This is a genomic window from Nonomuraea sp. WAC 01424 (assembly GCF_003947315.1).
In the GTDB taxonomy this organism is placed as follows: Bacteria; Actinomycetota; Actinomycetes; order Streptosporangiales; family Streptosporangiaceae; genus Nonomuraea; species Nonomuraea spiralis.
The window spans coordinates 22,502-35,164 of the sequence record NZ_QHHZ01000031.1 but is presented as its reverse complement, the minus strand read 5'-3'; the positions used below and the strand labels follow the sequence as shown (position 1 = coordinate 35,164).

11 protein-coding genes are annotated in these 12,663 nt (G+C 73.2%); 5 read left to right on the top strand and 6 right to left on the bottom strand.

Features of this window, described 5'->3' with window-relative positions:
* Positions 1–2: 2 nt before the first annotated feature.
* Both DMB42_RS50715 and DMB42_RS50710 read right to left on the bottom strand, forming a co-directional pair.
* Positions 3–2,273: an MMPL family transporter gene (locus DMB42_RS50715; RefSeq protein WP_125648884.1), complete on the bottom strand. Its 2,271-nt coding sequence runs from the start codon at positions 2,271–2,273 to the stop codon at positions 3–5.
* Between the two features lie 26 nt (positions 2,274–2,299).
* Positions 2,300–3,199, bottom strand: coding sequence for a lysophospholipid acyltransferase family protein (locus DMB42_RS50710; protein ID WP_125648881.1), 900 nt, complete (start codon positions 3,197–3,199; stop codon positions 2,300–2,302).
* A 409-nt stretch (positions 3,200–3,608) separates the two neighbouring features.
* Here DMB42_RS50710 and DMB42_RS50705 point away from each other — a divergent pair, with 409 nt between their 5' ends.
* Positions 3,609–4,493: a phosphotransferase enzyme family protein gene (locus tag DMB42_RS50705; protein WP_125648878.1), complete on the top strand. Its 885-nt coding sequence runs from the start codon at positions 3,609–3,611 to the stop codon at positions 4,491–4,493.
* A 15-nt stretch (positions 4,494–4,508) separates the two neighbouring features.
* Here the strand turns inward: DMB42_RS50705 and DMB42_RS50700 are convergent, their stop codons facing one another.
* The gene (locus DMB42_RS50700; RefSeq protein ID WP_125648875.1) at positions 4,509–5,792 is read right to left on the bottom strand and encodes an SLC13 family permease; all 1,284 of its coding nucleotides are present in this window, start codon (positions 5,790–5,792) and stop codon (positions 4,509–4,511) included.
* 4 nt (positions 5,793–5,796) lie between these two features.
* The gene (locus tag DMB42_RS50695; protein ID WP_125648872.1) at positions 5,797–6,255 is read right to left on the bottom strand and encodes a CBS domain-containing protein; all 459 of its coding nucleotides are present in this window, start codon (positions 6,253–6,255) and stop codon (positions 5,797–5,799) included.
* Positions 6,256–6,719: 464 nt separating this feature from the next.
* On the opposite strand from DMB42_RS50695, the gene DMB42_RS50690 reads away from it, so the two are divergent.
* From DMB42_RS50690 to DMB42_RS50675, 4 genes are all read left to right on the top strand, one after another.
* The gene (locus tag DMB42_RS50690; protein ID WP_125648869.1) at positions 6,720–7,727 is read left to right on the top strand and encodes a histidine kinase; all 1,008 of its coding nucleotides are present in this window, start codon (positions 6,720–6,722) and stop codon (positions 7,725–7,727) included.
* Positions 7,724–8,368 carry a response regulator transcription factor gene (locus tag DMB42_RS50685; RefSeq protein ID WP_125648866.1) on the top strand — a complete coding sequence of 215 codons (645 nt, stop codon included), beginning with the start codon at positions 7,724–7,726 and terminating at the stop codon, positions 8,366–8,368. The genes DMB42_RS50690 and DMB42_RS50685 overlap by 4 nt, the downstream gene beginning before the upstream one ends.
* Before the next feature lie 205 nt (positions 8,369–8,573).
* Positions 8,574–9,491, top strand: coding sequence for a hypothetical protein (locus DMB42_RS50680; RefSeq protein WP_125648863.1), 918 nt, complete (start codon positions 8,574–8,576; stop codon positions 9,489–9,491).
* Positions 9,488–10,261, top strand: a complete 774-nt coding sequence (locus DMB42_RS50675) for a bifunctional 2-polyprenyl-6-hydroxyphenol methylase/3-demethylubiquinol 3-O-methyltransferase UbiG (RefSeq protein WP_125648860.1) — start codon at positions 9,488–9,490, stop codon at positions 10,259–10,261. The genes DMB42_RS50680 and DMB42_RS50675 overlap by 4 nt, the downstream gene beginning before the upstream one ends.
* 9 nt (positions 10,262–10,270) lie before the next feature.
* Here DMB42_RS50675 and cydB read toward each other — a convergent pair whose 3' ends face one another.
* Together cydB and DMB42_RS50665 are read right to left on the bottom strand one after the other, a co-directional pair.
* Positions 10,271–11,236, bottom strand: coding sequence for a cytochrome d ubiquinol oxidase subunit II (cydB, locus tag DMB42_RS50670; RefSeq protein ID WP_125648858.1), 966 nt, complete (start codon positions 11,234–11,236; stop codon positions 10,271–10,273).
* A gap of 7 nt (positions 11,237–11,243) precedes the next feature.
* A complete protein-coding gene (locus DMB42_RS50665; protein ID WP_125648855.1) occupies positions 11,244–12,617 on the bottom strand; it encodes a cytochrome ubiquinol oxidase subunit I in 1,374 nt (457 codons plus the stop codon).
* Positions 12,618–12,663: the final 46 nt, after the last annotated feature.

The following is a 12,663-nucleotide window of genomic DNA, read 5'->3' as shown; positions in this document are numbered from 1 at the left end:
GGTCAGGGTGGTGGCGGCGGGGTGTCCGTGCCGTCCGAGCCGCCCGCGCCGGCGCCCACGGGTACACGCGGCGCCGCCCCGGACGAGCCGTCGCCGCCGCGCCGCCCGTGGTGCAGCGGCCGGGGGGCCCACCAGTTGGCGGGCCCGGCCAGGCGCATCACGGCGGGCACGAGCAGCGTGCGGATCAGCGTGCAGTCCACGAGGACGGCCACCGCGATGCCCACCCCGATCATCTTGAGCACCGCCAGCCCTGAGGTCGCCACGGCGGCCATGACGACGGCGAAGATGACCGCGGCCGAGGTGAACAGCCGCCCGGTGTGCTGGAGCCCGGTGGCCACGGCGGTGACCGTGTCGCCGCCGCGCCGGTACTCCTCGGTGATGCGGGACAGCAGGAAGATCTCGTAGTCCATGGACAGGCCGAAGGCGACGCAGAAGATCAGCGTGGGCATGAGGGCGTCGATGCTGCCGGTGGCGGTGAAGTCGCCGACCAGCCAGCCCAGGTGGCCGTCCTGGAAGACGTGGACGAGGGCGCCGAAGGTGGCGGTGAGGCTCAGCACGTTCATCACCAGGGCCTTGACGGCCAGCACGACGCTGCGGGTCAGCAGCGCCACCATGGCCAGCGTGGTCAGCGCGATCAGCGTCAGGGCCAGGGGCAGCGTGCCGGCGATGTTCTGCCTGACGTCGTCGAGCTCGGCTCCCGGCCCGCCGAAGAACGCCCGCCCGGGGGCGGTGATCGCGCGCAGGCGCTGGACGAGCTCGCTGTTGGCCACCGAGAACGGTTCGTGCGCGGTGGTGACGAGCAGCCAGGTGCCGGCCTCGCCGGTGAACCGGCGGCCCTCCCTCGGGACGACGCCGGCCCCGCTGTACGAGCCGCCCGCCGTGTCCACGCGCAGCACGCCGGCGGTGGCGGACAGGCGCCGGGCGTAGGCGTCCAGCCGGCCGGCGGCGTCCTGGGCCGTCGGCGGCAGGTCCGGCAGCACGATCAGGGTGCCGCCGACGACCTGCTGCCCGCCGAAGTCGGCGCGCAGGGACCGGGCGGCCACGGCGGCGGGCGCGTCGGGCGGCAGGACCCGGTCGTCCAGGGTGCCGAACCGGGCGCCCAGGAACGGCACGCCCATGGCCAGCAGCAACGCGGTCGCGGGCACGGCCACCACCACCGGCCGGCGCATGACGGCGATCGCCAGGCGGTACCAGGGGCCGTCCTCCACCGGCGGCGCGGCGCGGCGCCGGGCGCTCCACGGACCCGGTACGGGGAGCCGGTTGACCCGGTCGCCGAGCAGGGTGAGCACGGCCGGGAGCACCAGGAGGCTGGCCGCCGCCGCCATCAGGCTGATCGTCATCCCGCCCACGGCCAGTGAGCGCAGCATCGTGAACGGGAACAGCAGCAGCGCGGACATGGACAGCGCCACGGTGGCCGCCGAGCAGGCCATCGCCCGTCCGGTGGTGCGCATGGTGACGGCGATCGCGCGGGAGGCGTCCCCGTCCTCGGCCAGGTGTTCGCGGAAGCGGGTGACGATGAACAGGCTGAAGTCGACGGCCAGGGCGAAGCCCAGCGCGCTGGAGATGCTCAGGGCGAACACCGAGATCTCCATGACCTCGGTCAGCAGGCGCAGCACGGCCATGGTGGCGACCACCGCCAGCGGCCCGATCAGCACCGGCAGCAGGGCGGCGACGACGCTGCCGAACACCAGGCACAGGATGGCCAGGGTCAGCGGCGCGGCGATCAGCTCGGCGGTGCGCAGGTCGGCCTCGCTGCGGTCCTGGGCCTCGACGCGGACCTGCGCCTCGCCCGTGGCCGACAGCGCCAGGGGGCCGTAGCGGCCGTTCAGGGACTGCACGATCCGGCGGGCGGCGGCGTTGCGGGCGGCGTTGTCGCCGCTCAGGTGCGCCAGGACGACCCCGGCGTGCCCGTCGCGGCCGCGCAGCCGGGGCGCGTGGTCCCGCCAGTACGAGGTGACCTGCCACACCCCGGGGTCGGCCGAGACGCGTTCGGTGAGCCGTTTCCCGGCGGCGTCGATCTCGGGGGCGTCCACGGGCCGCGTGGCACGGGCGATCAGGACCAGGTTGGCGTTCCCGGCGTGGAAGCCGTTCCGCAGCAGGTCGTCCGCCCGTACGGATGACGATCCGAGCGGGACGATGTCGCCCAGTACGAGCCGTTCGTGCACGTCCATGCCGGCCACGAGCGCCACGGCGAACGTGGCGAGCGCGCCCCAGAGCACCGCCTGTTGCCGCAGGCGCCGCGTACGGCCGGGCAGCGGCGAATTGCCCCACATCGGTAAGTCCTCACCTTGAGTAACGGTCAGTCGAGGCCGGCGCGCACGCGCTCCTCGGCGGCGTGGGCCAGGGCGGCCCGCGCCTTCGGTCCGGGGCCCGGTTCGGCGGGCCGAAGGAGGGTGGTGAGCCGTACCTCGGCCCGCAGCCGCCGCGTGCCGGCCACCCGCAGGAGGGAGCCGGGCAGCGTGTCCTCGCCCACCCAGCTCCCGCGGCTCGACCGGCTCTCGCCCTCGTAGTAGCGCAGGACGGCCGGGCACACCGCCGCCCCGGCGTCGATCGCGGCCTGGAAGACCGCGGGCCGGAAGGTGCCGACCTCGCGCCCGCAGGACGTCGTGCCCTCGGGGAAGACGGCCACCGCCTCGCCGGCCCGCAGGGCGTCGCGGATCAGCCCCACCGCGACCGGCAGCGTGGACAGGCGTTCCCGGTCGATGAACAGCGCCCCGCACGCTGCGCCGAGCGTCCCGATGAGCGGCCACCCGCGTACCTCCTGCTTGGCCAGCAGACGGCAGGGCAGCGCGGCCAGCATGACCACCGGGTCGAGCAGCGAGACGTGGTTGGCCACGACGAGCAGCCCGGCCGCGTCGCAGGCCGGCGGCTCGCTCGCGGTGACCTCGACCCGGACGCCGAGGGCGCGCAGCAGCAATCTGGCCGCCGCCCGGACGATCCGCGCCCGCCACAACCGCGGCGCCGCGCCCATGACGAGGAACACCGGCAAGGACGTCAGCAGCACCAGCAGGGCGGCGGACAGCCGGGCCGCGCGGCGGGCCCGCCCGGCGGCGGCGACCTCCTCCGGCAGGCACGCGCGCACCGAGCACGGCGCCCGCGACAACCACGGGTTGATCTCCACCCGCCGCCCGGCGCCGGTCACGTGCCGCCAGGGCGTACGCGGCCGCGCCGGCGTGGCCGGCGGCGTTGGATAGGACACGCGGGACTCCCAGGCGTTGATCGGCGGACACGCCCGGCGGCCTGGCCGGACGGCGCTAGCGGCGGCGCGGGACGACGGCGGGAGGAAGGTCGCGCCAGGTCGGGCACGAGGTGTGGAACGTTCCAAAACCCCCGCGGACCTGACGCCGGAGCGGGCGGGTATGGGGCGGATGAGAGCTGCGCGAGATCTCCTGCGACTGCGCGATCATGGGCATCCCGAGTTCGGAGCGGGCCTGGCACCGGCTGGCCTCGCGGCAGGGTGGCAAGCGAATGATGATCCTGTTAGTGCAGGTTAAGCGCCATGCGGCGGAGAACGCGGAATTTGGGACCCCGTGTCGCCCGACCTTGCCCGACCTTGGCCTACCTTGGCGGAACACTCAAGAACCGGGCCGGGACCGTAGCCTGGAAAGGTGATCTATGCCAAGACGCCCCTCACCCCCGCGATCCGCCGAGCCGCCCTAATGGCCTGGGATGTCGAGGGAGAGGGCGGGCGGTTGCACGGCGGGGAGGAGTCGGCCGCCTACCGCCTGGGCGACCGGGTGCTCGGGATCGGCCCGGCCGCGCGCGGCGTCGCCGAGTCGGAGTGGTGCCACACCGTCGCCCGGCACGCCGCCGCCACGCTGCCCGAGGCCGTCGCGCCGCTGACCACCGCCGAGGGGGCGACCGTGGTCGTCGTGGACGGGCGGCCGATCTCCTGCTGGCCGTACGTCGAAGGCGACTGGCCGGACTCTGACGTACCGGCCCAGCGCGAGGCCGGGGCGCGCCTGCTGGCCAGGCTCCACCGGGCGCTGGCCGGCTGCCGTCCGGGGCCGCGCCCGGTGCCCGCATTCCAGGAGTCCGGCCTGTACGGCGACCCGCCCGAGGACGCGGCCGGCCTGCCCGACCCCGTCCTGGACCGCTGGCTGGCGCGTTTCCACGCCGGCCATCCCGTACGCCACCCCCTGCACGGCGACTTCTACACCGGCAACACCCTGGCCAGGGACGGCCGGATCGTCGCGGTGCTCGACTGGGACGAGACCTTCGTCGGCGCCCCCGAGCTGGAGCTGGCCGCCGCCGCCCTGGAGTGGGGCGACGACGTGACCGGGCCGAGCAAGGAGTTCGTGGCCGCCTACCACGAGGAGGGCGGCACGGCGGCCCCGCTCGACGACGAGTCGCTGGCCCAGCTCGTCAGGCACAAGCTGCGCCGGGAGTACGCCTACTTCCACAAGGCCGCCCGGTCAGGGGTGGCGCACGACGAGGAGGACCTGGAATACCACCGGGCCCGCGTCGAGCTGTTCCACCGGCTGCGCCCCTGACCGGGCGGCCCCGGCTCAGAAGTAGCGCAGCCAGACGTACACCCAGGCCAGGGCGGTGCTGCCCAGGGTGACGACGATGCCGTACCGGGTGAACTGCCAGAACGTGATCGGGTTCCCCGTACGGGCGGCGATCCCGAGGGCCACGACGTTGGCGCTGGCGGCGACGGCCGTGCCGTTGCCGCCGAAGTCGGCGCCGAAGGCGAAGGCCCACCACAGCGCCTGCCCGGTGGCGGCGTCCGGGGCCGCGGCCGCCAGTTCCTCCACGACCGGGGCCATCGTGGCCACGTACGGGATGTTGTCGAAGAAGGCCCCCAGCACGCTGGAGCCGAACAGCAGCGAGGTGGCCGCGGCGAAGTAGTTGTCGCCGAACAGGTCGATGGTGGCCCGTCCGATGGTCTCCATGGTCCCGGTGTGCACCAGGCCCGCGACCATGACGAACAACCCGGCGAAGAACACCAGCGTGGGCCATTCGACCTCGCGCAGCACGTCCCCGAGCTCGACCCGGCACACCAGCAGCATGACCCCCGCGCCGACCAACGCGATGATCGAGGGCGCCAGGTGCAGGACGGAGTGCAGCGCGAACGCCGTCACCACGCCGGCCAGCACCGTCATCGACCGCGCCAGCAGGGCGGGGTCGGTGATGGCCCGCCGCTCCTGCAACGCCATCACCTTGGCGACGTGGTCGGCGTTGTAGTGGAACGACCGCCGGAACAGCGGATAGGTGAGCAGCACGAACACCGCGAAGATCGCCACGACCGCGGGCGCCATGTGCACGAGGAAGTCGTTGAACGTCAGGCCCGCGCGGCTGCCGATGATGATGTTCGGCGGATCGCCGATCAGCGTCGCCGCCCCGCCGATGTTCGAGGCCAGCACCTCGGCGATCAGGTACGGCTGCGCCGGGATCCGCAACCGCCCGCACACCATCACCGTCACCGGCGCGACCAGCATGATCGTCGTGACGTTGTCGAGGAAGGGCGAGGCCACGGCGGTGATGGCCATCAGCATCGCCATCAGCCGGTAGGGCCGCCCGCGCGAGCGTTTGGCCGCCCAGATCGCCAGATAGTCGAACAGCCCGGTCTGCTTGATCACCCCCACGATGATCATCATGCCGAGCAGCAGGAAGATGACGTTCCAGTCGATCCCCGCGTGGCCTGAGGAGAACACCTCCTCCCCCGGTGTCAGCCCGAGCACGGTCATCAGCCCGGCCGCCACCAGGACGACCTTGACCTTGTCGGCCTTCTCGGTGGCGATGAAGAAGAACGCCACCACGAAGATGGCCATGGCCAGGATCGCGCTCATCCGATCAGTCCGGAAGGCTCGTGATGGCCAGGCTGGTCAGCAGGCGTTCCAGTGTGATCGCCCCGGTGAGGGTGGCGTCCGCGCCGAGCACGGCGACGAGCGGGCTGCGGGTGCGGGCCATCAGCGCCGCCACCTCCAGCAGTGTCGCGTCCAGGGGAACGGTGACGGGCCGCGCCGGCGGCCTGGGCAGGCAGTCGCCGACGGTCAGGTGGGCGAGCTCCTGCCAGAACAGCTCGGCGTCGCTCTCATCCAGGGTGCGGGCCAGCGCCTGGTCCTCCTGGTACGTGCCGGGGATGGCCAGCCGCAGCACCTGCGTGCCGGGCAGCACGGTCGCCGGCCGGCCCTGCCCGTCGACGACGATGAGTCCGGGCAGCCGGTTGACCACCATCAGCCGTACCGCGCGTACGACGGAGTCGCGGGCGGTCACGGTCGGCAGGGCGACGACGATGTCCTGTGCTCGCAAGGCACCCTCCACGCTGGTCGAAGTGGTCAGTACACGGCGGTCGCCGCCGGTTCCGGGCATGGTCGTATGGCAGGTCTTGATGGGGCACCTCCTGCGGGGGCGTTGGCGAAGGTCGTGACGGCGGCCCGGTGCGGGCCTGGCGGGGACGGCCTCAGGCGCCCTTCCCCGGCCACTGGACGGCGGCCGGCCCCCGGCTCGGCCCACCCGTCGGCTGGCCCCGGGGGACGGACCGCGGCACGGGGGCGGGCAGGAGGAGAAGCGGTCCTGCCGTGGTGGCCCGGACGGAGTCCGTGCCACGCATCGCCCACCTCCTCACGGTCCGTCCCTTTTTTCCGGGGATTTCAATGTCATCACCGGGCGGGGGCCCGTGCCCATTGGGTGTGGCCCCCATATCGGGTGGGGGCCGAGCCGTATCCGGGCGGGGTCAGTGGACAGCGCGGGCGGCAACCGCCCAGGCTGGAGGCATGAAAGACGCCGTCGCCACCGCGCCGGAGCCGCCTGGCCGCAGTCCGGCCCAGGCGTTGTTCCGCCGCCTGTTCGTCATCAACGCGCTGGTCTTCGCCGCGGGCACGTTCGTGCTGGCGCTGTCACCGGCGACGGTCTCCTCACCGGTGCTCCTGGCCGAGGTCCCCGTGCTGCTGATCGGCCTGGCGCTGATCCTGGCCGCGAACGCGTTCCTGGTACGGGCCAGCCTCGCCCCGCTGACCTCGCTGACCGCCCTCATGCGGCGGGTGGACCTGATGCACACCCACGACCGGCTGCCCGTCGCCGGCAACCGCGACCTCAGGAGCGTCACCGACACCTTCAACCAGATGCTCGACCGCCTGGAGGAGGAGCGCAGCGTGGCCAGCGCCCAGGCCCTGGCCGCCCAGGAGGCCGAACGCGGCCGCATCGCCCGCGAGCTGCACGACGAGATCGGCCAGAGCCTCACCGTCGCGCTGCTGGCGCTCAAGCGGGTACGCGACCGCGGGCCCGCGGAGCTGTCGGAGGAGCTGGGGCACGCCCAGGAGGCGATCAGGACCAGCCTGGACGAGGTGCGCCAGGTCGCCCACCGGCTGCGCCCCGGCGTACTGGAGGACCTCGGCCTGACCAGCGCCCTGACCGCGCTGGCCACCGACCTGTCCCAGACCGGCACGGTCGAGGTGAACCGCAGGCTGGCTCCCGGACTGCCGCCGCTCACCTCCGAGGTCGAGCTCGTCCTCTACCGCATCGCCCAGGAGAGCCTCACCAACGTCGCCCGCCACGCCCAGGCCACCAGGGCCACGCTCACGCTGGCGCCCGAGCGCGGCGACCTGGTCCTGCGCGTCACCGACAACGGCCGTGGCGGCATCGGCGAGCCGGGCGCCGGCATCCGCGGCATGCACGAGCGCGCCCTGCTCATCGGGGCCCGCCTGAACGTGCACTCGCCGCCCGGCGGCGGCACCGAGATCACCCTCACCGTTCCCGGCGCGGCCAAGGAGGACGCCCCATGACCCGCATCCTGCTCGCCGACGACCACGCGCTGGTCCGCCAGGGCGTACGCCTGATCCTCGACGCCGAGCCCGACCTGACCGTGGTCGCCGAGGCCGCGGACGGGGCCGAGGCCGTCGAGGCCGTCCGCGCCCACGACGTCGACCTGGTCATCCTGGACATCGCCATGCCCCGGATGACCGGGTTGCAGGCCGCGCGGGAGATCTCCCGCCGGCAGCCGGGCGTACGCCTGCTGATGTTGTCGATGTACGACAACGAGCAGTACTTCTTCGCCGCGCTGAAGGCGGGCGCCTGCGGCTACGTGCTGAAGTCGGTCGCCGACCGCGACCTGATCGAGGCGTGCCGGGCGGCGATGCGCGGCGAGCCGTTCCTCTACCCGGGGGCGGTCACCGCGCTGATCCGCGACTACCTGCACCGCCACCAGCACGGCGACCCGCTGCCCGACAGCCTGCTGACCGCCCGCGAGGAGGAGATCGTCAAGCTCATCGCCGAGGGCCACTCGACCAAGGCCATCGCCGACACCCTGGTCATCAGTCCGAAGACCGTCGACCGCCACCGCAGCAACATCCTGGCCAAGCTCGGCCTAAACGACCGCCTCGACCTGACCCGTTACGCCATCCGCGCCGGCCTGATCGAACCCTGACCTCGGCGTACGGCCGGGCCGCGGGGTGCGCGGGCCGCACGGGCCCGGCCGGATGGAGCTTTGGGGCACGGTTCCATGAGACGATCGAGATCATGATGGGTCCGTTGGGCGCGAGCAGTCACGTCCTCCACGCCTTCCTTCCGTCCTGCCCTGCTCCGGCACGGGCCACCGCGGGCCCGGCGAGCACGCCGGTCGCGTGCTGAGCATGTCCGAAGGCGGCCTCGCGTCCTGGAACGCGCTCACCGGCCCGGAGGCCCGCGGCCTCGTCGCCCGGATCGAGGGGCTGCGCCCACGCCGCCGTCCCGGCGACGGGGGTGAGGTGCCCGCGCCCGACGTCGATCTCGTCGAGGGGCTGGATCCCGTGGCGACGCGCGTGGTGGCCGGATGGCTGCGCGAGAAGCCGTCCCCGGCCCTGCGGCGTACGCGGTTACGGGTGCTGGCCTCCTACCTGCGATGGTTACGCGCCACCGAACCCGGCGCCGAGCTGCTCGCGGCCGGGTCGCAGGCCGACGCCTACTGCCTGGCCGCCATCACCGGCGGGCTGGCCCCGTCCGGGCGGCCGCTGGCCAAGGCGACGGTGATCCGCAGGCGGGCCGTCCTGGCCTCCTTCTACGCCTTCGCCGGCGGGCACGGCCCGGCCCTGCCCGTACCGGCGGCCCATCCGCCCACGCCGGCCGAGCGGCGGCTGCTGCGCGACGGGGTCGCCCGCCTGGCCGGGGAGGGGCGCTTGGCCGAGGCCGTGGCGATCGGGCTGCTGGAGTCCACCGGCGCGTCCGTCGACGCGCTGGCCCGGCTGACGCCGTGCGACGTCCACCTGGTGGGCGGCGGCGATCCCGCGCTGATCACCCTGCACGACGGGCGGGGGGACGTCGTCGCCTTCCCGCTCGCGCCGTACCTGCGCCGCCCGCTGCGCGGCCTGTGCGGCGGGCGGCCCGCCGACCATCCGCTGATCACCGGCGACGCCGGGCGGCGCGTCGACCTCGCGTGGACGAAGGCCGCGCTCGTCGACGCCGCGCTGGCGGCCGGCCTGCCCCGGCAGCGTGCCGAGGGCCTGCACCCCCACCTGCTGCGCGCCCTGACCGTGACCGAGCTCGGCGGGGCCGCCGACCCGGGGGTGGGGTGAGTCCGGGGTTCTCGTCCGGCGAGCAGCGGTGGCGGGCCCACCTGGGGACGTTGCGGCAGGTCGTACGCCAGGAGCTGGTGGCCCGTCAGCTCGCCGCACACCTGCCGGACCGGCCGCTGCGGGTTCTGGACGCCGGCTGCGGACAGGGCACCCAGCTCCTGCGGCTGGCGCGTGACGGCCACGAGGTGACCGGGCTCGACTCCTCCCCCACGCTCCTCGGCGACCTGCGGCGGGCGCTGGCCGACGAGCCCGACCAGGTACGGCGGCGGGTCCGGACCGTCGAGGGCGACGTAGGCGACCTGGCGGCGCTGTTCGCGGCGGACGACTTCGACGTGGTGCTCTGCCAGGGCGTGCTGATGTACTTCGCCGACCCCGCCACGCTGCTGGACGACCTGGCGCGGCTCGTACGGCCGGGCGGCCTGGTGTCGCTGCTGGTCCGCAACGGTGACGCGCTGGCGATGCGGCCGGGCCTGCTGGGCGACTGGGCGGCGGCGCGGCGCGCGTTCGGGGACCTGTCCTACGACAACCGGATCGGGGTGACGGCCCGCGCGGACCGGGTGGCGGATCTGGTCGCCGCGCTCGCCGTCCGCGGCCTGCCGGTGGATGCCTGGTACGGCGTGCGGGTCTTCACCGACGTCGTGCCGTCGAACGCCGAGCCGCCCGCCGGGCCCGAGCTCGCCGAACTGCTGGACTGTGAGGAGCTGGCGGGGGCCACCGATCCCTATCGGCGGGTGGCGGCCCTCGCCCACGTCATCGCCCGGCGCGCGTAGCGGCCCGGGTCAGGCGGCGCCGGTGAGACGGCGGCGGAAGATCCAGTACGTCCACGCCTGGTAGGCCAGGACGACGGGCGTGAACACGGCCGCCACCCAGGTCATCACCGTCAGCGTGTACGGGCTGGAGGCCGCGTTGGTCACGGTGAGGCTGTTGGCCGGGTCCAGGGCGGGCATGACGTTCGGCCACAGGCCGCTGAAGATCGCGCAGACCAGCGCGACGATCGCGACCGCGCTGGCGGTGAACGCCCACCCGTCACGGCCGCGTACGGTCGCGGCGACCGCGCCGATCAGGCCGAGCGCGACCAGCGCCACCGCGGCCCACCGGACGGCCCCGCCGCCGCCGTCGGAGAGCAGCATGAACGCCATCACCACCAGGAACGCGGCCGGGGAGATGCTCTTGGCCATCCGGGCGGCGGCCTGGCGCAGGTCACCGGTGGTGCGCAGGGCCAGGAAGACGGCGCCGTGCAGGGTGAACAGCAACAACGTGGCCAGCCCGCCGAGCAGCGCGAACGGGTTGAGCAGGGTCAGCAGCGTGCCGGTGTACTCGTGGTCGGCGTCCAGCGGGACACCGCGCACGATGTTGGCGAAGGCCACGCCCCACAGGAAGGCCGGGACGAGCGAGCCCCAGAACAGCGCCCGGTCCCAGCCGCGCGTGCTGTCGCTCTTGCTGCGGTACTCCAGGGCCACGCCGCGGGCGATGAGCGCCAGCAGGATGAGGAACAGCGGCAGGTAGAAGCCGCTGAACAGGGTGGCGTACCACTCGGGGAAGGCGGCGAACGTGGCGCCTCCGGCCACCAGCAGCCACACCTCGTTGCCGTCCCACACCGGGCCGATCGTCTTGACGATGGCGCGCCGGTCGGCCTCCTCGCGGCTCAGGACGGGCAGCAGGATGCCGACGCCGAAGTCGAATCCCTCCAGCAGGAAGTAGCCGGTCCAGAGCACGGCGATCAGTACGAACCAGACGTTTTCCATGGTTTCCTCAGTAGCTCAGCGCGGGGACGGCGGTGTCGGGCTCGGCCTGCTCGTTCGGCCCGATCCGGATGAACTTGAGCAGCAGCCGGATCTCGATGACCGCGAGCACGGCGTAGGCCAGGGTGAAGCCGACCAGCGTGATGGCCACCGAGGGGATGTCCGCCGTGGGCGAGACGGCCGCGGCGGTGCGCATGATCCCGAAGACGGTCCACGGCTGGCGGCCCACCTCGGTGAAGATCCAGCCCATGCTGTTGGCCAGGAACGGCAGGCCGATCCCGGCGATGGCCAGCCGGTAGGCCCAGCGGCCCGCGGGCAGCCGGCCGCGCCTGGTCAGCCAGAGTCCGGCCAGGGCCAGCAGCGCCGACACCATGCCGAACCCGATCATCAGCCGGAACGACCAGTACGCCAGGCCGACGACCGGACGGTAGTCGCCGGGGCCGTACAGGGCCTGGTAGCGGGCCTGGATGTCGTTGATGCCCTCGACCTCGCCGTCCAGGGTGTTGGTGGACAGCAGGCTCAGGCCGTACGGGATCTGCAGGTTGACGTGGTTGCGGCCGTTCTCGACGTCGCCGATGGCGAACAGGGAGAAGCCGGCGGAGGTCTCGTCCTCCCACAGGGCCTCGGCGGCGGCCATCTTCATCGGCTGCTGCTCGGTCATGATCTGGGCCTGCCAGTGGCCGGAGAACGACACCCCGATCGCCGAGACCAGGCTGACGGCCAGCGCCAGGCGGGCCGAGGTGCGGAAGAGGGAGACGTCCCGCTTGCGCAGCAGGAACCACGCGCTGACGCCGAGCACGAACGCGGCCGCGGTCAGGAACGCCCCGAACAGGACGTGCGGGAAGGTGACCAGCGTGGTCGAGTTGGTGAGCACGGCCCAGATGTCGGTCAGCTCGGCGCGGCCGTTGACGATCCGGTAGCCGACGGGGTGCTGCATCCAGGAGTTGGCGGCCAGGATGAAGTAGGCCGAGATGTTGGTGCCGATGGCGGCCAGCCAGATCGTGGCCAGGTGCAGCCGGGGCGACAGCCGGTCCCAGCCGAAGATCCACAGGCCGAGGAACGTGGACTCCAGGAAGAACGCCATGAGCCCTTCCATGGCCAGGGGCGCCCCGAACACGTCTCCGACGAAGCGGGAGTAGTCACTCCAGTTCATGCCGAACTGGAACTCCTGCACGATCCCGGTCACCACGCCCATGGCGAAGTTGATCAGGAACAGACGTCCCCAGAACCGGGTCAGCCGCAGGTACTCCGGCTTCTTCGTCCGGTGCCACGCCGTCTGCAACCCGGCCACGATGATCGACAGGCCGATCGTGAGCGGCACGAAGAGGAAGTGGTAGACGGTCGTGATGCCGAACTGCCACCGGGAGAGATCCAGGACATCCATGCAGGCCAGGCTCCTCTTCCCGGCCGCCGTCCCCTAGGGCCGTGCG

Bases quoted from the DNA above. Each gene is read 5' to 3' on its own strand.
- DMB42_RS50715 (WP_125648884.1), bottom strand. From the start codon at position 2,273: ATGTGGGGCAATTCGCCGCTGCCCGGCCGTACGCGGCGCCTGCGGCAA.
- DMB42_RS50700 (WP_125648875.1), bottom strand. From the start codon at position 5,792: ATGAGCGCGATCCTGGCCATGGCCATCTTCGTGGTGGCGTTCTTCTTC.
- cydB (WP_125648858.1), bottom strand. From the start codon at position 11,236: ATGGAAAACGTCTGGTTCGTACTGATCGCCGTGCTCTGGACCGGCTAC.
- DMB42_RS50680 (WP_125648863.1), top strand. From the start codon at position 8,574: ATGTCCGAAGGCGGCCTCGCGTCCTGGAACGCGCTCACCGGCCCGGAG.
- DMB42_RS50690 (WP_125648869.1), top strand. From the start codon at position 6,720: ATGAAAGACGCCGTCGCCACCGCGCCGGAGCCGCCTGGCCGCAGTCCG.
- DMB42_RS50665 (WP_125648855.1), bottom strand. From the start codon at position 12,617: ATGGATGTCCTGGATCTCTCCCGGTGGCAGTTCGGCATCACGACCGTC.
- DMB42_RS50685 (WP_125648866.1), top strand. From the start codon at position 7,724: ATGACCCGCATCCTGCTCGCCGACGACCACGCGCTGGTCCGCCAGGGC.